Here is a 23,013-nt window from a genome sequence, read left to right as displayed (position 1 = left end):
ATAAAAGTGAGGTGAAGGGAGTCATGACGTTAAACGGTGAGAAAGAAAATGTTTCACGCGCCATTGTGCACGTGTTAAAAGAAGGGCAGAAGGATACTTTCCAAAAAATCATTTGCGAATTAACTCCCTATGAAATGTCGACGCATTACCGCGGACTGCCGCGAAAACGGCGCATCCTTTTTTTAGAGTGGCTCTCTATCGACCAACTCGTGACACTACTCAGATACTTGACGCGCAACGAACAGCTTCGCGTTCTGAAAAAAATCGGCGCAGTCCGTTCCACGGAATTGCTGGGAGGGTTAAAGAGTGACGACCTCGCCCTTCTGCTGTCCGATTTGCCGGATAAAGAAATCAATGCGCTCATCGCCCAAATGCGTGAGGAAGAGAAAAAAGACATACGCAAAAAGATGAAGTATCCGAAAAAGTCAGCCGGTCGGGCGATGATCAGCCAATATGTATGGGTGCACGAGTCCTATACTGTTGAAAAAACGATCAATAAATTGAAATACTTCCGGGACTTCGCCGATTATTTGAATTACGTATATGTCATCAATGACGAAAAGGAATTGGTCGGCGTCGCTTCCTACCGTGACCTGCTCTTAAGCGAATCCGACGAGGCCATAACGGATGTGATGACGACGGATATCGTCAAAGTGAATGAGAATACGACAGAGAGTGATGTCGCCAGAATGATTGGCCGGCATGATTTCCTTTCCTTGCCCGTCGTCAATGACGACAATATTTTAGTCGGCATCATTACAGCAGATGATGTACTCGATATCGTTGTCCGTGAGGCGAATCAAGATATTGAAATGTTATTCGCATCCGGTAAAGAAATCGACTTCCATACGCGGCCGTTCGTCGCGGCATATAAAAGGTTGCCATGGCTTATATTGCTACTATTTATCGGGCTTGTTTCAGGCAGCATCATCGCGAAATTCGAGGCGACGCTTGAAGCCGTCGTCGCATTGGCGTTTTTCATGCCGATGATTGCCGGTATGACCGGAAATACGGGAACTCAATCATTGGCTGTCGTCGTACGCGGTCTCGTCACTGAGGAATTGACGATGAAAAAGACGCTCGGCCTCGTCTTCCGTGAGCTGCTCGTCGGCATCATGCTCGGAGTTGTCTGCGGGGCGGTCATCTCCATCATCGCCTATGTTTGGCAAGAAAACCTCATTCTTGGGCTCGTTGTCGGTTCCTCCCTTGTTGCAACACTGATCATCGGCACGTTGGCCGGAACCGTCATTCCGTTAATCTTGAGTAAATTTAAAGTCGACCCCGCGGTTGCATCCGGCCCGCTTATTACGACAATCAACGATATTTTGTCATTATTGATCTACTTCGGAATCGCAACGATGTTCATTTCGAAATTGATGTGAGTGAGACCTGATAGGTAGGCGCAAAGTCCCGAAATGATCATAACTCCCTCAAATATGCGCATAACTCGCATAAAGTTGAGCATAACTTACTCAAAATTGCGCATTACTAGTACAAATTTGATCATAACCCATCTGAAATTACGCATAACGTCCGCACCAAAAAAAGCAGCCCATGCGGCTGCTTTTTTCATTGGCGGGTATATTGTTAAGTTCGAATGGTGGTTGACGTTAGATGCGTTTCTCAGTAAGCGGCCTCATTGTGCCGTGCTGCATGAGGTTCATATGCCATGAAAATGCCTTTTCGAGCACATGTGGCGTATGCCCTCCTCTTTCAAGCGCTTCGTAGTAGTATTCCCATAGCTGCCCACGGTACATTGGGTGCGCACAATTGGCAATGATCAAGCCAACGCGTTCCCTTGGCGCAAGACCGCGAAGATCCGCATACCCCTGCTCCGTGACGATGACATCGACATCATGCTCCGTATGATCTACGTGGGACACGAACGGCACGATGCTTGAAATGTCGCCGTTCTTGGCGATCGATTTCGTGACGAAGATGGCAAGCCTTGCGTTCCGGGCGAAATCGCCGGAGCCGCCGATGCCATTCATCATCTTCGTACCTGTCACATGCGTCGAATTGACGTTGCCATAAATGTCGAGTTCAAGCGCCGTGTTGATGGAAATCAAACCGAGGCGGCGGATGATTTCCGGGTAGTTTGAAATCTCCTGCGGGCGCATGATCAGCTTATCCCGATATTTATCCAGATTGTTAAAGACCTTGTCCATCTTCTCTTCCGACAACGTAATCGATGCACATGAAGCGGTTTTGACTTTACCCGCATCAATCAAATCGAATACTGCGTCTTGCAATACTTCGGAATACACTTCTAGATTCTCGAATTCCGAGTTCAATAATCCATGAAGCACTGCATTTGCCTGTGATCCAATACCTGATTGAAGAGGTGCAAGACTGTTCGTCAATCTGCCCGCTTCCACTTCCGAGCGCAAGAATGACAGCAGATGTTCTGCCATGACTTCCGTGTCGTGGTCAGGCTGTGTGATTGTAGAAGCGGAATCTTTTTGGTGCGTGAACACGATTCCCTTCACTCTATCCACGTCGATCGGGATACCGATCGTTCCGATACGGTCATCCACTTTCGTCAATGGAACCGGATTCCGTTCGCCCTGTTTGCCCGGATCATATAAGTCATGGATGCCTTCCCATTCAGTTGACTGTGCCGTGTTGATTTCAATGATGATCGATTTTGCGTGCTTCGCAAACGATAGCGAGTTTCCGACAGAAGTAGAAGGGATGATCATGCCGTCCTCAGTAACTGAAATCGCTTCCAAAATTGCGAAGTCGATCGGTTCCGTCACATTTGAGCGAATCCACTCCGCCGTATGGGACAGATGATGGTCGACAAAAAGAAGTTCCCCGTTATTTATGCCATTACGCATTGCCTTTTCCGCTTGGAACGGCAGTCTCTTTTTCACAATGCCCGCTTCCGCGAATAATTTATCGATATCCGAGCCGAGGGATGCACCCGTAAATACGTTCACTTTGAATTTTTCGGTTTCAGCACGTTTCACCAATGCCATTGGAACCGCTTTCGCGTCACCTGCACGTGTGAATCCGCTCAACCCTAGAGTCATTCCGTCCTTGATCCAAGAAGCAGCTTCTTCAGGCGAAACGACCAGGTCTTTCAACTTTTCAATTCTGATACGATCCATATGGTTACCCATTTAAATCGCCCCTTTTCATAACTTTTAGATAATTAAATTATAACTCTTTCAAGTGCTGAAAAGGGGTTTTGTGGATGAAATACGGGATTTGCAAACAGACAAGCTCATTTAATGACTGAAACAGCATATTTTTGATTAATCACCTTAAAACCCTAACAGTTTACGAAAATAACTGGAATAGGACTGACTGACAGGGATTTGTGCGCCGTCATTCATGGAGAGTGTAAACGTCGAGTGCGTATCCGGAAAAATGGCTTTAATTTGAGTCACATTGACGATGAACGAACGGTGGCAACGGACAAACAAATCATGCGGCAACACAAATTCAAAGTTTTGCAATGAATGCCGGTGGGTACCTGTAATATGATCGGCGACGACGACCGTTTTCCGATCCCGCACTTCAATATACTTCACTTCGGAAAACGGGACAGGAACCCAGCCATCCTCTGTTTTCACAGTGACGACCGATTTCCCTTCCGTATACGCCGGATAGATGGCAACGACGCATCCGTCCAAAACGCCATTATCATGGAACGGAACAGCCATGCCGTGATACGGCACACCAAACACATCACGGTTGATGAATTCGGAAACCTTCTGTCCTTCCGTTAGTGCCTTATAGGCGATCGTCCCTTCCCGTACAGGGTCGCCCGGCCTGATTTTCAAATCAATCCGCTTGCTCGGCCGGTAATAAATATATTCTTTCGTATTCGATACGACAATGGAAATTTCATCTGCAAACAACTCGCCGACAACGTCGAGGAGTGAGTCCAAGTTCAACAAAGTATGTAAGCCCCTTTCACGCTTCAGATACTACTAGTATAAGTTTTCATGTACAACATTCCAATTTTCAATTATAATGGGAAGCGAGATAAACAAAAATTTTGACTTCACAGAAACTACAGTAAATAAGGGGGAATTAGTATGCACATTAGGGATTTGATTGTGGAAAGACTAGGTGTAGCAACAGTAAAGGTGGATCAAACTGTATCTGAAACACTAGCAAAAATCAACGAGACGGGATACCGCTGCATCCCTGTCGTTGACGAAGAAGACACCTATAAAGGGATGATCTACAAAGTAGACCTGCTTTCCTATCTCTATGAGGAAAAAGGGGATGGCGACAAGCCAATCGACTTCTTGCTGGAACACCAAGACATCTACTTACTCGAGAATGCATCTTTTTTAAGCGCTTTGCTTAAAATCAAGGCATTGCCGTTCATCAGCATTGTCAGAGATGGTAAGCTGCTTGGCATTTTGACGCATAACAAAATCGAAAGTGTTCTGGAAGATGCGTTCGGTTTAAAAACAGGCGGCATTAACATCACGCTTGCATCGACCGAAGCGCGGGGCATGATAAGAAAGCTGACGACGACGCTGAAAGACGAAAACATCGAAGGTTTAATCACACTCGACAACGGCTCGGCACTTGCACGAAGAGTCGTCATCACACTCGAAGACGGAAAATCCGACGATGAAATGATCAAAATGCGCGACCGACTTGAAAAGCACGGGTTCCGGATTCTGCAGATGCAAAGAATTGAACCGAAATAATATGAACATAAAAGGCTGTTTCCAAGTCGAATTGACAATGGAAACAGCCTTTTCTCATGCAAGTTCGCTTTCCGGCTTCGGCACCATCCGCAACAGAATGCCTCCGATGATGAACAAGATCACCAAACTAAACACTCCATATGCTGAACTCCCTGTCATTTGGGCGGTCACCGCTAACAACATCGGGCCCATGACGGATGCAAACTTACCAAAGATATTATAGAATCCGAAAAACTCATTGGATTTCTCTTTCGGTACAAGCTGAGCGAAATACGAGCGGCTCAATGCTTGGATACCACCTTGAGAAGTTGCGACAAGCATCGCAAGTATCCAGAAATCCAACGCTGTCGATAGGAAGAACGCATAAATACAAACGATGATATAAACAAATATCCCGACATACAACATCGTCTTCACCGAAAATCGTTGCGCAAGCCTGCCGTAAATAATCGCAAACGGTGCGGCGACGACTTGGGTGACGAATAGGACAATCAGAAGATCGGTTGAGCCGATACCTAAATCCGTTCCATATGCCGTCGACATAGAAATGATCGTGCCGACCCCATCGATATAGAAGAAATACGCTAACAAAAAGATGAAAACGGTTCTGTACTTCTTAATTTCTTTGAATGTTTCTCCAAGCCTGCGGAAACTGCTTGCCAGTATCCTCGGTTCTCGTTCGATTGCGTGCACTTGCACAACGTTTTTCAACATTGGAATCGTGAAGGTGAACCACCAAATTCCTGTGATGATGAATGCAAGCTTAGTTGCTAGACCCATAGAAAGCGGGATCACCCCTTTGTCAGCCAAAAGAATGATTGCAATACTAATTATGAACGGAATTGTGCTTCCGATATACCCCAAACCGAATCCGCGAGCGGACACTTCATCCATCTTCTCTTCAGGCGTCACATCGACTAAAAATGCATCGTAGAATATATTTGCCCCATGGAAGCCGATTGCGGTGATCGTATAAATGACCAATAGCGGCAGCCATGTCCCCTCCGGCACAAAAGCCAATGAAACCGTCGAAAGTGAACCGATCAGGAAGAAGGCGAGGAAGAACTTCTTCTTCAACCCTTGATAGTCCGCGATCGTCCCTAAAATCGGGCCGATCATCGCCAAAATGAATGTCGCAATCGCCACCGTATACCCCAAATAAGCTGTTGACTGCGCCAGTCCGACCCCTGCTTCGGTCGCCACCGATTTGTAAAAGATCGGAAATACCGCCGTTGTGATAATAATTGAATAGGCAGAGTTTGCCCAGTCATAATACATCCAACTTTTCTCCGTCTTTGTGTATTTCCCCTTTCCCATCCATCCCACCCCTTTCTCAATCTTCAAAAATATGTCTATACGAATAGTGTACAACTAATGTCTGCCAAACAGTAGTGATGATTGAATTTTTTATTCATCGCAAAAAGCCAATCCGCAAATTGGAACGGATTGACCTTTAGTAAATCACGCTTTTATTGGAACAAATATGCTTTCAATGACCTTCTCCAGTACATGGGGAGTTTGGATGAATGCGCTCTTTTTGTGCAATCGCTCCGTTAACTTATGTGCGTCCTTGCCAAATGGCCCGATGTTCAAAACAGGTGCCTGGAGCTGCTGCATTTCCTTAAATGGGATGCTGTACGTCTCTCCCCACACAGGCGTGTTATGCTGATACGACTGCCATCCCGAATCCGCCGCGTCATAATTGACATAGCTGAGATCCGAAATTCCATTGAAATAATGCACTTGCTTCGCTTCCACTTGAAACTCATCCTGTAAAACCTTTTGCGCCAAGGCAATCTTTTCTTGGACGAGCTCGTTATCGGATGAATTGATGGCCGGATAATACGGCGGTGCATAAAACAAGACGACAGCTGGCGTCAATTCCTGGCAATGCAACAGCAGGCGGTCGCTGATGAGCATGGACATTTTCCGCTCGTCAAGCGTATCATCCGCCATTACACCTTCAAGAATTTCCTGAACTTCCCCTTTGCCGATTTTGTCATTTGCATACGCGAGCAATTCCCTATACTCCAACACGTTTATATCCCCAATCGGCTCGACACCTTCACGTTCACAAACCGCCTTATAATCCTTTTCACAGTCCGCCATGGCCCGGACAGCAGTGTCCTTGAATATCTTCATGATTCCGTCGGCATTTTGCCGCATCACGAAGACATTGTACAAAGCGGCGCAATGATGGGATGTTTGGGTCGAATAATCCTCTTTTAAATCGAGCTGCTGCAAACAAACCGGCAAAGGTGTCCTTTCCCCATACGCCTCTTCCACGAAATCAGCATTGAACTCCATCGCCCTTGTCAGATACGACGCCATATAGTGGCTCGTCATACCACTCAAAGGCTCGCCCGCGTGCGTCTCTCTTCCGTAAAACAGAGCGGAAGGCATGATCTTCCCGATTGTTCCCGAGTAAATGTAATAGTTCGGATCCTGTGGTTTTTGTGAAAATGACGGCTCGCCGTTTAAGAACAGTTCATATTCCAAACCATAAAATTCCCTTAATTCCACAAGCTCTTTCACAGCAGCCCTCATTCCAGAAGAATTCACTTCTTCGTCGGGCACTGTCAATAAAAGAAGATTGATTGGCCATTTCTCGACAGTTGCCCTTTCCAATAAATGAAGATGCAAAGCAAGTCCCATCTTCATATCCATCGTTCCACGGCCAAACAGGTATTCATTCGATGCCAAGTCCTCTTGCGCGTCTTCCGGCAATTCCGCCATCCGGTTTTTCAATTCCTCCGTCAGTTGTCGAGGCTGGAAGGCGAAATCTTCCAAACCCGCACCAAATTCTTCCGTATGGACGGTGTCAAAATGACTGATGAGCACAATAGTTTTATTCGTCACTCCACTGCGATAGAGGGCGGTTACCGCATTTCTCCCTTTGCCCGCGTCGTGGAAATGAATATGTGAACTATTCTCTTGGAAATAGTGCAATTCCAGCAGTTTTTTTAACATCCTCGTTGAAAATTCAATTTCCCCCATCGTGCCTGTCCGGCTATCCCAACCGACCAATTCACATAGCAGGTCTTCCAGTTGTTCCGGCTGATTCCACTTCAAATCCCCGACTCCCATTTTGTGCCCCCTTTATCAATCGAACATGTACTATTTTTAACGTAAGCCCGTCACAATTGAAAGTCAATTCAATTTGGTCGATATTATAAAATAGTTGAATGGTCGGCGTAATGAAAAACTGACTTACGAACTAGTTCAAGTAGATTAACGCCCTTGCGGATGGTATAATTAACATGAAAATAGATACTATTATGATTGATTTATTCATCCCATTTAGCTACTTATTTTTTGTCCCCTTAACCGGTGCATTACACAGAAGTTTTTCTTCGCTTTTATGCGTTGTTTTTGTATATAGAAAGGAAATGGAAATGGTGTTTTCGAAACTAAGCTACGCTTCCCTGTTGTCTTTCTTTGATAAAAAGTTCTGCGTTTCAATTACTGATAGCGATGGTCGATTTACATACGTGAACAGTAATTTCTGCAAACTTTCCGGTTACTCCGAGGAGGAGTTGATTGGTAAAGATTATAGTATTGTCAATCCCGACTATGCACAGGAGCAATTCATGATGGAGATAGAGCAGTTTTTCTCAAGTGAAGAAGCTTGGCAGAAAAACGTCAGTGCGATTGCAAAAGATGGTACTCCCTACTGGGTGAATGCTAACATTATCCCTCTATTGGACGAGACTGGAAATGACCTCAAATTCCTTTCGATAGACAATGACATTACAGCCCGAGAACTGACGAAGGAAAAATATAAAGAAACACTGCAGAACCTGCGGAATATTGAAAATGCACTCGACTACTCCTCGGTCGTTGCCATCACTGATGCCAAAGGTGTCATTACGTACGTCAACGAAAAATTTTGTGCGCTGTCCCAATATACGAGTGAGGAATTGATCGGAAATACACATCGCATTGTGAATTCGAATTTCCACCCGAAAAGCTTCTTTAAAGAAATGTACGGAACGATTCAAAACGGCGACATCTGGCAAGGCGACGTCTGCAACCGAGCGAAAGATGGCTCCCTTTACTGGGTCAGCACGACGATCGTTCCGTTCCTTGGCGAGGATGGGAAGCCTGAACAATACATTGCGATCCGCCATGATATTACCGCCCGAAAACAGGCGGAGGAATCATTGGAAATTGCACTGCAGAACGATTTCCGCGAAACTGTGAAGAACTTGCAAAATGCAATCTTTAAATATACGGCTACTGAAGACGGAGAAATCGAATTCACCCTATTTGAAGGGCAAATCAAAGAACGAGTCGGAATTTCCGTGGACAAATTAAATGCACAAGAAGTCATCCATTCATTCTCCGAAGATGAGCTTGATTCGTTCAGGAATCACTTACTGGCGGGGGCTTCCGGAAAAGTTGTCCAGTTTGAGCTGGCCCATAATGGCATCTCCTTTCTCGTTTACCTTTCTCCGATTGCGAAGGACGGAAAAATCGTTGAAGTTGTCGGCACCGCCATCGACATAACGCAGCAGGTCGAAGCCAAGAAGGTCATTGAGCATATGGCCTACTATGATTACTTGACCGGATTGCCGAACCGGAGAAACCTGCAGGAGAAAATGGAGCGCAACATCGCTAAATTCGGGGATGCTGGACAGTTTGCCGTCATGTTCCTTGACTTGGACCGTTTCAAAAATATTAATGACACATTAGGCCATCACATCGGCGACCAATTGCTCACTGCAGTTGGGGAAAGGCTCCGTGATTGCGTTCAAGACAAAGAAGCCTCAGCCAGATTGAGTGGAGATGAATTCGTTGTCCTCGTTGATTCCGCAGATGAGAATGAATTAATTACCCTTGCCACACAACTCGTCGATTATATTTCCCAACCCTATTACTTCGGCAATCAAGAAGTGTGCGTCGCCCCAAGCATCGGTATCGCAATCTATCCGACCGACGGGGAGGATTATAGTACGTTAATGCGCAGCGCAGACAAGGCGATGTATTTAGCAAAAGAGGCTGGCAAAGGAACATTCCGATTCTTCACGGAAGAACTGCATAAGGAATTGATGGAGAAAACCTTTTTCGAGATGGAGCTTCGGCAGGCACTTGAAAAAGGACAATTCCTCCTTCATTACCAACCGCAATTCGATTTAACAACCGGGGAGATTAAAGGGATGGAGGCGCTCGCCAGATGGAATCATCCTGACCGGGGATTCATCCCTCCGTTGAAGTTCATTCCGATCGCGGAGGAGAACGGGTTCATTCTGCCACTCGGTGAATGGGTGTTGCGAACGGCGTGTACGCAGGCAAAAGCATGGCAGGAACAAGGATTTCCTCCGTTGCGGATGAGCGTCAACGTATCGATGAGGCAATTCAACCTGCCTTCCTTCGTGGAAGATGTCCGAAGGATCTTGAGCGAAACTGGACTGCATCCTTCGCATTTGAATTTGGAGATCACAGAAAGCATGATGTCTGACGTCAAGCGCTGCGAAACGGTTTTGCAGGAGCTATACGAAGCGGGTATCACTGTGAGTATCGACGACTTTGGCACAGGATACTCGTCATTGCTCTATCTAAGCAAATTCCCGCTCTCCCATTTGAAAATTGACCAGGCGTTCATCAGCGAGCTGAGCAAAAGCAACACAGCAATCGTCAAAGCGATTATCGACTTGGCGAAAAACTTGGAGTTGAACGTCATCGCGGAAGGCGTTGAAACGGAACAGCAAGGCAACTTCCTACAGCAGCTCGGCTGCAACGAAGTGCAGGGCTACCTCTACTCCAAGCCGCTGCCTGAAAAGGAAATCGAACAATCGCTGTTTCACACGGTTTGATGGCGCGCACTCCTGTATGGGGTGCGTTTTTCTATTGGCATGGCCGGGTATGGTTTTGAGCAAATTATAGGCTGTTTTGCGCGATTTGGTGGTGGTTATGCGCGAGTTTGGACTGGTTATGCGCAATTTGAAGAGAGTTATGCGCGTTTTCAGGCGAGTTATGATCATTTTGGGACTTTAAGCCCTCCATCTAATTGACAAGAACATTTATTGGTCAAAGGCATTGGGCGCGTACGATAAAATTCGAGAAAAAATCTAGCCTTCCACGTACCAGAACCGCGGAAACCAATCATTTCTTCCGAATCACAAACTCGCGCCAAATGATTTTGACAATCTACCAATCTTTTGCTCGAGTTTGAGGCGGTTATGTCGCAATCTTCGGCAGTTATGCTCATCTCAGCCCTGTAGACTCACCAAATAACAACTTCACTTCCCTCCCATTTACGCCTAAAATTATAGTTAGAAATGAATCGAGGTGCACTTATGCATAAAACAATAGGAGTCGTCGCTCACGTCGATGCAGGCAAGACGACTTTTTCCGAACAGCTGCTGTTCCATACGCATAGCATTCGCCAGCGGGGCCGCGTCGACCATAAAGACACGTTCCTCGACAGCCATGAAATCGAGAAGAACCGCGGCATTACAGTATTTGCGGACCAAGGCGCCTTCACATTCAATGGCTCGTACTACACGCTCATTGATACGCCGGGTCACGTCGACTTTTCACCTGAAATGGAAAGGGCCATCCAAGTGATGGATGCCGCCATCGTCATCATCAGCGCGGCGGACGGAATCGAAGGGCATACCGAAACGGTTTGGCAGCTGCTGAAAAAGCATCACATTCCAACTTTCTTCTTTTTAAATAAAACCGATCGCGAAGGCGTGAATCTACAGGATGTCGTGGATGAAATCCGCGGCAACTTGTCAACGGACATCTTTGATTTATCAGAAATGGAAGAAGGCCGTATGACGGAAAGCCTCATTGAATTCATTGCGGAACGCGACGAGGATTTGCTCGAGCGCTATATGGATACCGGTTATGACGAGGCGTTGTGGCTCGATGCAATGAAACGGATGATTAACAATCGCGACATCTTTGCATATGGGCATGGCTCTGCTTTGAAAGATATAGGGGTGCAAGATTTCCTAGAGAAGTTCGACCAGCTCACCAAAACAGAGTATACGGATACAGGTGATTTTGCCGCGCGCGTCTATAAAGTCCGACACGATGAAAACGGAAACCGGGTGACGTTCCTGAAAGTATTGCAAGGGGCTTTGCACGTCAGAGATGAAGTGCACGTTTCCGGCAAGCATGAGAAAATCACGCAGATTCGGCGATATAACGGTAAGAAGTTCGAAACGGTGGAAGCTGCTCATGCGGGAGAAATTGTCGCGGTGACGGGACTAACGGAGGCGGGTGCGGGCGATCCAATCGGTACGCTCGTTGAGAAGGCAGAGTTTGACTTGATTCCAACGTTAAAATCAAAAGTCATTTTCGACTCCTCCATCCATGTGAAAGAAGTGCTGCGCTGCTTCAAAATGCTGGACGCTGAAGACCCTTCGTTGCGCGTTGTCTGGGACGAGCATGTCCAAGAAGTCCACGTCCATGTGATGGGCGTCATCCAGCTTGAAGTGTTGAAGCAGATCGTACGGGATCGGTTCCATTTTGACGTATCGTTTGGAGATCCGAAAATCTTGTATAAGGAGACAATCCGTTCCGCCGTCAACGGCTACGGCCATTTCGAGCCGCTGAAGCATTATGCGGAAGTCCATTTGAAGATTGAACCGGCAGAGCGGAACAGCGGCATTTCGTACGACAATGTGTGTCACGCGAATGATTTATCTGTTGGCAATCAAAACTTGGTGCGGACCCATATTTTTGAGCGGGCGCATCATGGTTTATTGACAGGATCGGCGTTGACCGACGTGAAAATCACCTTGCTCACAGGCAGGGGGCATAATGAGCATACGTCCGGCGGGGACTTCAGGGAAGCGACATTCCGGGCATTGCGGCAAGGGCTTGAGAAAGCGGATAACGTCTTGCTGGAGCCCTATTATGATTTCAAAATAAAAGTCGCGATGGACCATATCGGCCGCGTCCTCTCCGATATCCAGCAAGCATCGGGAAATTTTGCGCCGCCTGAAACAATCGGGGAAAACACTGTTGTGACAGGCCGAGTTCCGGTTGCGACCTTCATGAATTACAGTACAACATTCGCATCATTCACGAACGGCAAAGGCGCGCTCACTTTGCAGTTCGGCGGCTATGACGAATGCCATAATCCGAAGGAAGTGATCGAGGCGATCGGCTATAACAAGGACGCCGACCCTGAATACACATCCACTTCGATTTTTTGCGCGAAAGGCAAAGGCTATCCGGTTCCGTGGTATGAAGCGGAGGCCGCGATGCATTTGTTGTGATTGTTTTGTTAAGTGCATATGGCGCGACAGGTAAGGGCTACTACTTTTTCCCTTCCGCGGTCATTTTTATCGCAAATGACCAAATCTGTCGCGCCGAATGCCTTTGACCACTCACTCGCCCAATCGATAGATTAAAAATCGCTCATTTTCATTTTTCTCGTAAAGACGGTCGACTTTGACTTCCTTCCAAAGCTCAAACGTCGTCTGATTGTCCATGTATTGCACGTATTCCGCGGTCGGGTAATAAAGGATGACGTCAACCGGGCGCGCAGCCTGCTCAACGGACAGCAATATATTCCCGATGACTGTCATGAATATTTGGATAGAAAATGGATTAAAGAAATAAAAGCAGTTCTCCGATGGGTCAATTTCATACGTTTCCGCGAAGCACCGTTCAAAACGGATTGCACCACCGTGACGCTTCGCTTTGCGGCGATACCTGACCAAGTTTTCAATTGAGTCCTCGTAGAGTTGTCCATTCATCTCAATGCCGGTCACCGATGCGCCGAAATGATGATGGACGTAAAATGACACACGCGCTTTGCCGCAGCCGAAATCGACAAAGCCATCCGACTGATTCAGCTCGTACGATTTGAACAGTTCATCCAACGCTTCGTATGGCGTCGCTTCATAGCGGTTATAATGGGCGGACTGGCTCAACAGCTCGAGTGTTCCACCCGTTTTTATACGAAGAAGGTTGTCGTACTCCTTTTCATTCAACGAACTCACTCCCTTTCTTCATCGCCTCATTGTAGCTGTCTTTCTTGCCGGAAGACAAGCGGAAAAACACGATCCACATTTTCATGAAGATCGTGCTCACACCGTCATATTCATTTCGCAGGTTCAGCCAACCGTGTCGCCACGCGTTTCTTACGTCTGGCGGGTACCGCTTCCGCCACTATCTCCGTCTTCGTAAACAAACGATACACCGATGGAATCAACAACAGCGTTATGAACGTCGCAAACAGCAATCCGGAAATCAATACTGTTGCGAGCGGTGCTTGATAATTGCCCGATGCGCCAGATGCGAGCGCAAGCGGCAGCATTCCGCCGACTGTCGTCAACGTCGTCATGAAGATCGGGCGAATCCGGTTCCTGCCTGCCTCGACCAACGCCTCCTGTACAGACATCCCTTCCGCGCGAAGCTGGTTCGTACCGTCAATTAAGAGAATCGCGTTGTTCAGCACGATGCCGATGAGCATGATGATACCCATCCCGGATAACAGATTCAGCTCCATCTGCGTCACGAATAATCCGATGATGACGCCGATGACTGCCATCGGAATGACAGACATAACAATGAGCGGATGGCCCAAGTGATTGAACTGGACCGCCATGACGAAATAGACGAGGAACAGCGCGATGCCAAGCACTAGAAGCATTTCCATCATAAGCTGCTGTTGTTGCTCGATATCACCGGCCACATCGATTGCATAGCCTGTGGGCGCGTTGAATTCGCTAATGACTTTTTGCACGTCGCGATTAATTGCACCTAAATCCCTTCCTTCAATATCCGCAGAAACCGTAATGAATCGCTCTCCGCCGCTATGTGTGATTTCGTTTGGCGTGCGAACGGCTTCCAAGCTAATAAAATCCGATAATTTCTTATCGCCTTCCATCGTCTGGATTTCCAAATCGAATAGCGCATCACGCGTATCCGTTTTCGCCTCCCAACTCACCATAAGAGGCACATTCTCCCCATCAAGCATCATTTGACCGACAGGCATTTCAATGAACGCTTGCTCGATAAACTGCTTCACCTGCATTTGCGATAAGCCTGCATCCATAATCGCCTGCTCGTTCAGCACAATCCTTTTCTCCTCGGAAGTGCGTTCCATCGAGTGCGTCACGCCGACGATTCCTTCAACCTTGCCGATCTGTCCCATGAAGTCCTTCGCAATTGCCTGCAGCTGAGCAAAATCTTCCCCTTTGATCATCACTTGGACAGGCGCTCCGCTAATTTCGGACATAGCCGATTGCACAGTTCGTATCGGTTCCGAGTCTTGGAATTCACGAAGCGACCGTAATATCTGTTCATTCACTTCCTTCTGCTCGTGAATGATGGCATCGCCTTTTGTCATATTGACGATGACAAACAGTTGGTTCCCACTACCGTCCAATACATAGCTGGACTCAACATCATCAATGCCCGCCAACTTCTCGTTCATCAGATGCGCAAGCCGTTCTTTTTCGGCAGGCTCCACCCCTGTTTCCAATGCAACGACAATTTCACTGTACCGGTTAAAGACATCCGGCATGACGGTCATCGGAATTTTATTCACAAGGAAAAGCGATCCGGCAAACAGTCCGAAGAAGACGGCGATCACTAGAACACACCGACGCTTTTTCTCGACAATCCAAGAAACGATTTCATTGTATCCTTTACCGAAACGGTTCTCCTTCCTAGCATCTCGGACGCCGCGGTAGCGAAGAAAATTCTCCGAAAGTGCAGGGATAAGCGTGAATGCGACGAGCACCGAGCTGATCAACGTAATCGCCACAACAATCGCCAGGATGATCATGAATTCGCCCAATCCCCCGCCGATAAAACCTATCGGCAGAAATACGACGATCGTTGTCAGCATGGACGCGAAAACGGCACCCGCCACTTCTTTCGTCCCTGCAAGAACCGCCTCCAATTTCGCTAATCCAAGCTCCCTTTGCCGGTAAATCGATTCCAAAATGACGATCGACGAGTCCACCATCATTCCAACACCGAGGCCAAGACCGATGAGCGTCAGCATGTTGAGGCTGTATCCGAGCACATATACAGTCAAAAAGGTCAACAGCACTGATGTCGGGATGGAAACTGCAATGATGAGCGTCGCGCGGACATTTCTGAGAAATAAAAGCAGAATCGCAATTGCCACAATGCTTCCGATCAGAATATTTACGACGACCCCATCGATCGATTCCTGTACGATGTCCGCCTGCGCCACCATTTCATTCAACGTAAAGCCTTTCACGAGCCCTTCCTCACGTATCTTCTGGATTTCGGCACGCACTGCTTTCGCCATGTCGATCTGCGTAATGTTCGCAGCCCGCCCTACTTGGATGAACACCAATTCCTTCGTCCCGTTCTTCCATACGAATGATGATTTTTCCTTGGGCGCTAGCTTTACATCTGCAATCTCCTTCAGTTGTATAAAGCCTTCCGCTGTCTGAATTTCAATCCGCTTCACTCCGTCAATGTCTGCAAGCTTCGAATTCCAGCGTAGTAGTGAAGCATTCTTGCCATCCTGCAATTCACCAAGTGTCGCTTCCGAGTTCACTTGCGCAACGAACCCTGCAACTTGCGAAATATCCAACCCGTACTTTTTCATTTCATCCCGTTTGAACGCAATGGACACTTCCTGCTCTGACACACCGGACAGATGGACGTCTTGAACTTCCTTTAAACTTTCAAGCCTCGGTTCAAGTACATCTTTGGCGAATGTAGTCATCGCTTGAAGATCATCGCCCGAAAGATCCATGAAAAACTCATAGCCTTGCTGGACACCATATTGACTCGCCATGGCTTCCCGGATTTCAGGGCGCTCCGATTTTGTTTCACTCACCGCTTTGTCAACTTCTTTCATGACCGCTTCACTCTGCCCGCGGGCAATCGTTATATTCAGGGAACTGCTCCCGATTGCCGTCGTCGATCGTACTTCCTCAACGCCTTCGATCCCCGTAAGCTTCTGCTCCAGCGGCGAGGTGATGAACCGCTCCACATCAACAGCCGCCATATCCCCCGCGTCTATATGGACGAACGCGCCGTCCATCCCGACCGACGGCATGATTTCTTTATCCAGCTTAACGACCGCAAGGCTCCCCAAAGCTACGATCAACACGGTCAATAACCCAACCAATACCTTCTTTTTCACTATGAACTCCAATACCTTCACAACCATTCCCCTTTCCAGCATCATTGTTCATTAGCTTAACAAGTTTTCCCATTATCTATAACGTGCTTCAGCCGGATTTCGGCTCGGACTTTGGATGTAGATAGTTTAGAGAAATGGTATACTTTTGATTAATCAGAATAGCACGGGGTGAAATTATGAATGACAAAGAGTCATCCAATTTTTTATTGCATGCAAAAAGCAATGAATTCTATTGGGAAGGGAACGGACAACTTTCCTTAAAGACATTTTCAAATGGCAGGGCCCTTTATAAGACGGACAGGGGTTTCTTTGCAGTTGAGGAAAATCGATATCTTCTTCTGAATGAAGGGCCATATACGATCGGGATTGAAGAAGAACAGGATGTCGAATCGTTTTGCATGTTTTTCAGTGACGGATTTGCCGAAGAGATCTATCGGACAATGGATGCCTCGACGAATGAACTTTTGACCGACCCTTATAAAAAGGATGACCCCATTCACTTTTTCGAAAGGACATATGCAACCAGTCCTTCCTTAGCCGGCCAAATCAATACGTTGAAAAGACATCATAAACAATTGGATGCTTGTTGGCACGAGGAGCAGTTCCACCATATTATGCAAACCTTGATTGTCGAGCAGTTAACGTCAATTCGGGAAATTGAGTCAATTAAAGCTTTGCGAAAATCCACACGTGAAGAATTATTCCAGCGGGTGACAACAGCCCACGAATACATCCGCGCCTTTTTTGCCCAGCCCCTACAACTGGCGGATATCGCAAAAGCAGCCTGCTTGTCGCCAAACCATTTATTGCGTTCCTATGCGCAAGTTTATGGGAGAACGCCGCATCAGCATATTTCGGAGCTGCGGATCCAAAAGGCGAAAATGCTGTTGGCAAACATCGAACTTAATATGACAGACATCACGTTTGAAATCGGATTTTCAAACCCTGTTTCATTCAGCAAAATGTTCAAACAGCACATAGGCATGTCGCCGCTCCAATATCGAAAAAAGGTGATTTTGGATAAGAAATCAGATTGATAGTTATGTATGATAAAAGAAACTGACAAAAGGGAGAGATGTTACATGGGGACAATTACGAAAATCGGACAAATTGGGGTACCTGCAAAAAACATTGAACGGGCAACAGCATTTTACAAGGACCAATTAGGCTTGCAGCTTTTATTCACAACTGACACAATGGCGTTTTTTGATTGCGACGGGGTCCGCCTTTTCATAAGCCTTCCTGAAAAAGAGGAGTTCGCCCATTCAAGCTCCATCCTATATTTTCACGTGGAAGATATTCAACAGGCCTATGAGGAATATAAGGAAAAAGGGATTGTTTTCATTGATGAACCGCATATGGTTGCAAAGATGGGGCAAACGGAAACGTGGATGGTGTTCTTCAAGGACACGGAAGATAATATGCATGGATTGATGAGCGAAGTTGTGGTGGGGTAAATTAAATAGATTAATCACATACAAATGACGACTACTTACGCAGTAGTCGCTTTCTTTTTATAATGACAGTAATACCTAAGAAAGTCGGCACCATAAAAACAACAGACATACTCCATGTAGTTAATACATCAATATCTTCGGAATCAAAATAATAATAGGATCTCGTGACACTCGCCAAAAATAGTAACATGATCGTCCCTAACGTCAACGTGACGGGCAAGATAAATTTCCTTGAGAAAATAACCATGAGAATTAAAGTGAATGTAGTCAAAACAAGCAACACGATGAAGAATTTTGTTTCCCCTGCACTATAGCGTACAGGAATGTCAGCTGTTATGAGCAGACGAAATAACGTCGTGATTATGAACAGAGAAACACTAAAGCATGTACTGATTGCAAAGAAAACTATGCTCCATGGATTCGAATTCAAAACGCCACGCCCCCCGTGTACTGAATTGTAATCGTTGCGAAGTATTTATTTCAGATACTATACCATATAATTTCTATATTTCACCAATACAAAAAAGCGAAGGAACACGCTATGTGCTCCTTCACCTGACAACCATATGAAACTAAAAAGGGGTGCAAAATGAATAAAAGTTTCATTGCAGTAGCGATAATAAACATCATTATTGCTTGTTCAGCCCAAGTGTTTTACTGGTCAATACCTGTAGGAACAATTGATTTATTCCTATTTCAATTAGTGATCTTTCCTTTAGCGATTGGATTCACCAATATTCTTCTTGGGATCAGCGACTATAAAATAGCGTTTTACCAGCATTCACTCGCTGCCTATTTAGCTTTCTCTGTATCCTTTTTAGTTTCCTTTTTTATGGTTGTTGAGCCCACAAAAGAACTTCCGCCTGGCGAAGTCATTTTATTTTCGGATGTACTATTTATTGCTTTAATATCGATATCGCAGCTACTCGCGCTGCTTGTCTTACACCTTTTCATCTATATCGTATATAGGGTCTTTACTTCTCGTACGAAACAAGTAGACGAACGCTACTAGCGATAGCAGAATGACAACCGTCAGCACTTCATACATGCCCCGATAGCCGAGGCTTGGAACGACAACGCCTAAAAAGTACGGCCCAAACCCGAGTCCGGAGTCCAGGAAGATATAGAACGTAGAGGTGGCGATGCCGAGCCGTTCAACGGAAATCCCTTTCAAAGCAATCGCTTGGGCGCATGATTGAAAATTCCCGTAGCCAAGCCCGAATATGGCACCTGCCGCAAGGAGCATGATGCCGCTATGCGTCTGGCTCAACACAATCATGCCAAGTGCAAAGAGTACGAGCGAAGGGATGACGACAAGCTTTGCCCCTTTTACGTCCAATAGCTTTCCTGAGAATGGGCGGGACAGTAGCACGACGATGGCATAGACGAGGAAAAAGAAGCTTGCGAATTCAACGAGGTTAATCTCCTTCGCGTAAAACGAGATGAAAGACAGCACGCCTGAATAGGCAAGAGCTACGAATAATGTAATGATGGAGATCGGCAATGCTTTTCTTTCAATGAAATTGGATAGGCCAATTCGTTGTCTCGCCACTGCCGGCTTGTTCAATGCAGATGGCTTCACCGTTTCATTGACGAAGAAGAACATGATCAGTGTCACGATGCTTAAAGCGAGGCAGAGGACGAACAGCATATGGAATGGATAGTGCTGGCTCATGAAGATGCCGAAAAACGGTCCGATTGCTGTTGCCATAACGGTGCTCATGCTGAAATAACCGATCCCTTCGCCCCTCCTGGATACCGGAATCGCTTGCGCAATCATCGTGCCGGTTGCGGTGGACGCGATGCCTAGACCGATGCCGTGAAATAGCCGGTTTGCGAGCAGCAGCGGCATATTCGCTGATCCGAAATAAAAGGCGGTCGCAATCGTGGAAACAAGAAGACCGATAAACAGCATCTTCTTACCGCCGACTTTTCCAATCAAGCCTCCTGAAAAAATCCGTGCAATGAGTGTTCCGATGATGAAAATTCCCGAAACAAGCCCCGCCATGCTCGTCGAAGCCCCATATTGTTCAACCGCGAACGGCGCAATGGTGACTAATAATAAATACATGGCAAGCATGAGGATGAAATTGATAATTGATATGGTAATGAAGTCCTTTGTCCATAATTTCTGTTCTTCCATACTTTCACTCTTTCATGACGTTAGATTTTGGTGGGCGCGCGCCAATACGCTTATGGCTATTTCCACTTCTTCTTTCGATGAACCTTTTAGAAGGTCTTCGTAAAGGGATGCAAGCTGCTCCATGACGTCGCGGCAAACAGCTTCCCCTGAACTTGTCAGCCGAATCCATTTTTCCCTCTTATCTTGTCCCGGTGTCGATTCCACATACTCCATTTCCCCGAGACGCTGAAGGATCTTCGTGATGCTCGGCTTCTCCACTTGCTGCCGCTGCGCAATTTCAGCAGGCGTCATCGCGCCTTCCTGCATCAGCAGCTTCATGATCTGCCACTGTGAACTAAACAACCCGTATTGGGCCAGCTTTGCATTGACTTGATTAAGCAATGGGCGATAAAGTTTGTAATAATGCCCGAAAAAGTATTGTTGTAACGATTCGATGGGTATCGCCCCCTTGTTGAGTAATAGTTAGTTAGGTTAATTAACTATTTTATTATGACATATAAATGGGAATTTGTAAAGTACGAGGATGAGTGTCATTGCACCTTAAGTCCCAAAATGACCATATGAGTTGGGAAATGATTGATATATGTCGGGAAATGAACGATAACTCCTCTGAATTGATCGATAAAAGACGGGAAATGAACGATATCCTCCGGGAAATGACCGATAAGTTTAAGGTGGCCGCGCTGGGACAATTAAAAGGCAATGCATCCTCCCCAAGTACGAAACATACCCTTTACCATGGCCATTTCAATGAACGGAGGAATAGAGGCACTTGAAAATTAAATTACCATTGCTATGTCTTCTGCTGATCCTTTCTTTTTCGGCTGTTTTGTTTCTAAAGGGCAAGTCGGCTAAAGAGGTTAATGCAGACACGGAATTTTCGACTGATGTAACTACTTATATCCGACAATACGAGGAATTAATTACTGAAATTAAGCAGGAGTTACGGAAGGCTGACATAGGATTTGTGTTGGATTACGCCATTATGCCAGATGAAAACATCGAAATCCTCATAAAGTTGCCAAGCGATAAAATTAAAAGGTCGGCTACAAAGGAAATAACCCAAATCGTCAATGGGGTGCTGGAAGAAAATAATATGGAGCGTGAACATTTTCTCTTAGACATTTCTAGCTATCACAAGCCACCTAAAAAGAATACGCGATTTGCTGTTCGGCTCAGTTATAATGATTTGATGGGGTACATTATGCAGGAGTTGGAGCATCAAGATTACTCAACCTTCAGTTTGGAATACAAAATGGCTTCTGAAAAAGTCGAGCTGATCGTAAACCTGCCAGTAGACAATGATCCAGCCTTCAATTCAAAAGTGGAGCAAATAGCGACAGACATAATTGAACAAAACCATTACGATAAAAATGATTTTCAACTAAACGTCGTCAATACTATCCATACAGCGTCCTCCGCCCGAAATGCAGAAGCCCATGAAATGATCAACAAAATACAAGAAACAAACTTCACTCTTCAACTTGAAGAGGAACTTAAAAAGAACGGCTATGCACCAAACGGGCAAATCGGATTTCAGGTGTATTCAAAGGACAAAAAGTATATCATGCTTTATTTCGAAAATATAGATCCACAAGAAGAAATAGTGAAAAGGGACATCCAAAAAATTGTTGATGCCATTTCGCAGGCGAATGGACTTGGTTTATTCATGATTGAAATTCAGGCTGTTTGACAAACGGCGTTTACGGCAATGTAATTGCGTTGCCGTGTTTTCTTAAACGAGTAAAAAACCGCTTCAGTCTCCTCCGACTGAAGCGGTTTCATTTATTCATCCCAAAGATAATAATCCTGTCCTTGGACAGTCCGAAACCCGATTGACTCATAAAGACGGAGGGCATTGCGATTTTTCGCTTCCACTTCGAGTCTGACCGGATTGCCGGAAGGCTCTTCCATATGGACGACCGCTTGCAATGCTTGGCGGCCATATCCCATCCCTTGAAAGTCGGGATGAACGACAAATCCATAAATATAGGATTCGCCATCATTCCGGCTCACTCGGATCTTGCCCACACTCTTGCCATCCACTTCAATAATGTAATGTGCATCATTCGGATTATTTTTCACTTCTTGTTTATGAATTGTAGCGTCCTCCAGCGACATGCCGAAGCCTAACATATCCAATTGGATTTCAAACGGCGCATCATCCTCGGTTGATTGCCTTAATTGGATACCTCTCCCTTCTTCCATAGACTGCTGTTTCCAGACCATTTGATACTCAGAAAAATCATAGGTACATGGCTGATTCTCAAGCCATCTCTTTGCCGACTCAGAAGTCGAAGGCGCATTTAAGAGGATTTTTTTGTATCCCTTTTCCTTGATGACTTGCAATGCTTGATTCCACAAATCAGAAAAGTTATCTTGCCTTCGTTCAGCAGGCTTCACCATCCCGCAAATTTCAACAGTTGAGCCAAAGCCGTAAAGGGCCAAATACGCAACTAGCTCGCCATCCACGTAATGAAAAAAATCCATCGACTGATCTTTTCGTTGGCGAAGCATATCCCAGTTTAACTTCAATGATACCCCGTCATATGTCTCGCATTCTTTTTGCAAGTTTTCAATTGCTTGTAGCTGTTCAGGCGTTAACATTGTTTTCCTCCTCATTTACCTCAA

The 23,013-nt window shown here is 46.0% G+C and carries 17 protein-coding genes; 8 read left to right on the top strand and 9 right to left on the bottom strand.

Annotated elements, in window-relative coordinates:
- Positions 1-23: 23 nt before the first annotated feature.
- Positions 24-1,382, top strand: coding sequence for a magnesium transporter (gene mgtE, locus ACFPTP_RS00645; protein WP_381441423.1), 1,359 nt, complete (start codon positions 24-26; stop codon positions 1,380-1,382).
- Between the two features lie 228 nt (positions 1,383-1,610).
- Here the strand turns inward: mgtE and ACFPTP_RS00640 are convergent, their stop codons facing one another.
- On the bottom strand, positions 1,611-3,125 hold the full coding sequence (locus ACFPTP_RS00640) for an acetyl-CoA hydrolase/transferase family protein (protein WP_381441421.1): 1,515 nt from the start codon (positions 3,123-3,125) through the stop codon (positions 1,611-1,613).
- A gap of 144 nt (positions 3,126-3,269) precedes the next feature.
- Positions 3,270-3,908: a LytTR family DNA-binding domain-containing protein gene (locus tag ACFPTP_RS00635; RefSeq protein WP_381441420.1), complete on the bottom strand. Its 639-nt coding sequence runs from the start codon at positions 3,906-3,908 to the stop codon at positions 3,270-3,272.
- Between the two features lie 141 nt (positions 3,909-4,049).
- On the opposite strand from ACFPTP_RS00635, the gene ACFPTP_RS00630 reads away from it, so the two are divergent.
- A complete protein-coding gene (locus ACFPTP_RS00630) occupies positions 4,050-4,679 on the top strand; it encodes a CBS domain-containing protein (RefSeq protein WP_381441419.1) in 630 nt (209 codons plus the stop codon).
- Positions 4,680-4,733: 54 nt separating this feature from the next.
- Here ACFPTP_RS00630 and ACFPTP_RS00625 read toward each other — a convergent pair whose 3' ends face one another.
- Both ACFPTP_RS00625 and ACFPTP_RS00620 read right to left on the bottom strand, forming a co-directional pair.
- The gene (locus tag ACFPTP_RS00625) at positions 4,734-5,996 is read right to left on the bottom strand and encodes an MFS transporter (protein WP_381441418.1); all 1,263 of its coding nucleotides are present in this window, start codon (positions 5,994-5,996) and stop codon (positions 4,734-4,736) included.
- Positions 5,997-6,140: 144 nt separating this feature from the next.
- The gene (locus tag ACFPTP_RS00620) at positions 6,141-7,766 is read right to left on the bottom strand and encodes a M20/M25/M40 family metallo-hydrolase (RefSeq protein ID WP_381441417.1); all 1,626 of its coding nucleotides are present in this window, start codon (positions 7,764-7,766) and stop codon (positions 6,141-6,143) included.
- Positions 7,767-7,939: 173 nt separating this feature from the next.
- Between ACFPTP_RS00620 and ACFPTP_RS00615 the strand changes: the two genes are divergently transcribed.
- Positions 7,940-10,495, top strand: coding sequence for a sensor domain-containing protein (locus tag ACFPTP_RS00615; protein ID WP_381441416.1), 2,556 nt, complete (start codon positions 7,940-7,942; stop codon positions 10,493-10,495).
- A gap of 483 nt (positions 10,496-10,978) precedes the next feature.
- Positions 10,979-12,916, top strand: coding sequence for a GTP-binding protein (locus tag ACFPTP_RS00610; protein ID WP_381441415.1), 1,938 nt, complete (start codon positions 10,979-10,981; stop codon positions 12,914-12,916).
- A gap of 111 nt (positions 12,917-13,027) precedes the next feature.
- On the opposite strand, the gene ACFPTP_RS00605 is transcribed toward ACFPTP_RS00610, so the two are convergent.
- On the bottom strand, positions 13,028-13,636 hold the full coding sequence (locus ACFPTP_RS00605) for a class I SAM-dependent methyltransferase (protein ID WP_381441414.1): 609 nt from the start codon (positions 13,634-13,636) through the stop codon (positions 13,028-13,030).
- 110 nt (positions 13,637-13,746) lie between these two features.
- Entirely contained in the window at positions 13,747-16,803 is a 3,057-nt protein-coding gene (locus ACFPTP_RS00600) for an efflux RND transporter permease subunit (protein WP_381441413.1), read from the bottom strand.
- 155 nt (positions 16,804-16,958) lie between these two features.
- Between ACFPTP_RS00600 and ACFPTP_RS00595 the strand changes: the two genes are divergently transcribed.
- Together ACFPTP_RS00595 and ACFPTP_RS00590 are read left to right on the top strand one after the other, a co-directional pair.
- Positions 16,959-17,819: a helix-turn-helix domain-containing protein gene (locus tag ACFPTP_RS00595; RefSeq protein WP_381441412.1), complete on the top strand. Its 861-nt coding sequence runs from the start codon at positions 16,959-16,961 to the stop codon at positions 17,817-17,819.
- Between the two features lie 45 nt (positions 17,820-17,864).
- Positions 17,865-18,239, top strand: coding sequence for a VOC family protein (locus ACFPTP_RS00590; protein WP_381441411.1), 375 nt, complete (start codon positions 17,865-17,867; stop codon positions 18,237-18,239).
- A gap of 940 nt (positions 18,240-19,179) precedes the next feature.
- On the opposite strand, the gene ACFPTP_RS00585 is transcribed toward ACFPTP_RS00590, so the two are convergent.
- Both ACFPTP_RS00585 and ACFPTP_RS00580 read right to left on the bottom strand, forming a co-directional pair.
- Positions 19,180-20,382 carry an MFS transporter gene (locus ACFPTP_RS00585; protein WP_381441410.1) on the bottom strand — a complete coding sequence of 401 codons (1,203 nt, stop codon included), beginning with the start codon at positions 20,380-20,382 and terminating at the stop codon, positions 19,180-19,182.
- Positions 20,383-20,394: 12 nt separating this feature from the next.
- Positions 20,395-20,763: a MarR family winged helix-turn-helix transcriptional regulator gene (locus ACFPTP_RS00580; protein WP_381441409.1), complete on the bottom strand. Its 369-nt coding sequence runs from the start codon at positions 20,761-20,763 to the stop codon at positions 20,395-20,397.
- A 191-nt stretch (positions 20,764-20,954) separates the two neighbouring features.
- Here ACFPTP_RS00580 and ACFPTP_RS00575 point away from each other — a divergent pair, with 191 nt between their 5' ends.
- Positions 20,955-21,158: a hypothetical protein gene (locus tag ACFPTP_RS00575; protein WP_381441408.1), complete on the top strand. Its 204-nt coding sequence runs from the start codon at positions 20,955-20,957 to the stop codon at positions 21,156-21,158.
- Positions 21,155-22,075, top strand: coding sequence for a hypothetical protein (locus ACFPTP_RS00570; RefSeq protein ID WP_381441407.1), 921 nt, complete (start codon positions 21,155-21,157; stop codon positions 22,073-22,075). Before ACFPTP_RS00575 ends, ACFPTP_RS00570 begins: the two co-directional genes overlap by 4 nt.
- A 92-nt stretch (positions 22,076-22,167) precedes the next feature.
- Here ACFPTP_RS00570 and ACFPTP_RS00565 read toward each other — a convergent pair whose 3' ends face one another.
- Complete coding sequence (locus ACFPTP_RS00565; protein ID WP_381441405.1) at positions 22,168-22,989, bottom strand: GNAT family N-acetyltransferase; 822 nt, start codon at positions 22,987-22,989, stop codon at positions 22,168-22,170.
- Positions 22,990-23,013: the final 24 nt, after the last annotated feature.

Origin of the sequence: Sporosarcina koreensis (assembly GCF_042655825.1) — a bacterium.
GTDB lineage: Bacteria > Bacillota > Bacilli > Bacillales_A > Planococcaceae > Sporosarcina > Sporosarcina koreensis.
The sequence above is the reverse complement of the archived record's forward strand: the minus strand, read 5'-3'. Positions and strand labels throughout refer to the sequence as shown.

Excerpts from the sequence above, each read along its gene's own strand:
- ACFPTP_RS00615 (WP_381441416.1), top strand. The coding sequence starts at position 7,940 with ATGAAAATAGATACTATTATGATTGATTTATTCATCCCATTTAGCTAC.
- ACFPTP_RS00620 (WP_381441417.1), bottom strand. The coding sequence starts at position 7,766 with ATGGGAGTCGGGGATTTGAAGTGGAATCAGCCGGAACAACTGGAAGAC.
- ACFPTP_RS00590 (WP_381441411.1), top strand. The coding sequence starts at position 17,865 with ATGGGGACAATTACGAAAATCGGACAAATTGGGGTACCTGCAAAAAAC.
- mgtE (WP_381441423.1), top strand. The coding sequence starts at position 24 with ATGACGTTAAACGGTGAGAAAGAAAATGTTTCACGCGCCATTGTGCAC.
- ACFPTP_RS00575 (WP_381441408.1), top strand. The coding sequence starts at position 20,955 with ATGATTGATATATGTCGGGAAATGAACGATAACTCCTCTGAATTGATC.
- ACFPTP_RS00610 (WP_381441415.1), top strand. The coding sequence starts at position 10,979 with ATGCATAAAACAATAGGAGTCGTCGCTCACGTCGATGCAGGCAAGACG.
- ACFPTP_RS00625 (WP_381441418.1), bottom strand. The coding sequence starts at position 5,996 with ATGGGAAAGGGGAAATACACAAAGACGGAGAAAAGTTGGATGTATTAT.
- ACFPTP_RS00630 (WP_381441419.1), top strand. The coding sequence starts at position 4,050 with ATGCACATTAGGGATTTGATTGTGGAAAGACTAGGTGTAGCAACAGTA.
- ACFPTP_RS00595 (WP_381441412.1), top strand. The coding sequence starts at position 16,959 with ATGAATGACAAAGAGTCATCCAATTTTTTATTGCATGCAAAAAGCAAT.
- ACFPTP_RS00585 (WP_381441410.1), bottom strand. The coding sequence starts at position 20,382 with ATGGAAGAACAGAAATTATGGACAAAGGACTTCATTACCATATCAATT.
- ACFPTP_RS00640 (WP_381441421.1), bottom strand. The coding sequence starts at position 3,125 with ATGGGTAACCATATGGATCGTATCAGAATTGAAAAGTTGAAAGACCTG.
- ACFPTP_RS00565 (WP_381441405.1), bottom strand. The coding sequence starts at position 22,989 with ATGTTAACGCCTGAACAGCTACAAGCAATTGAAAACTTGCAAAAAGAA.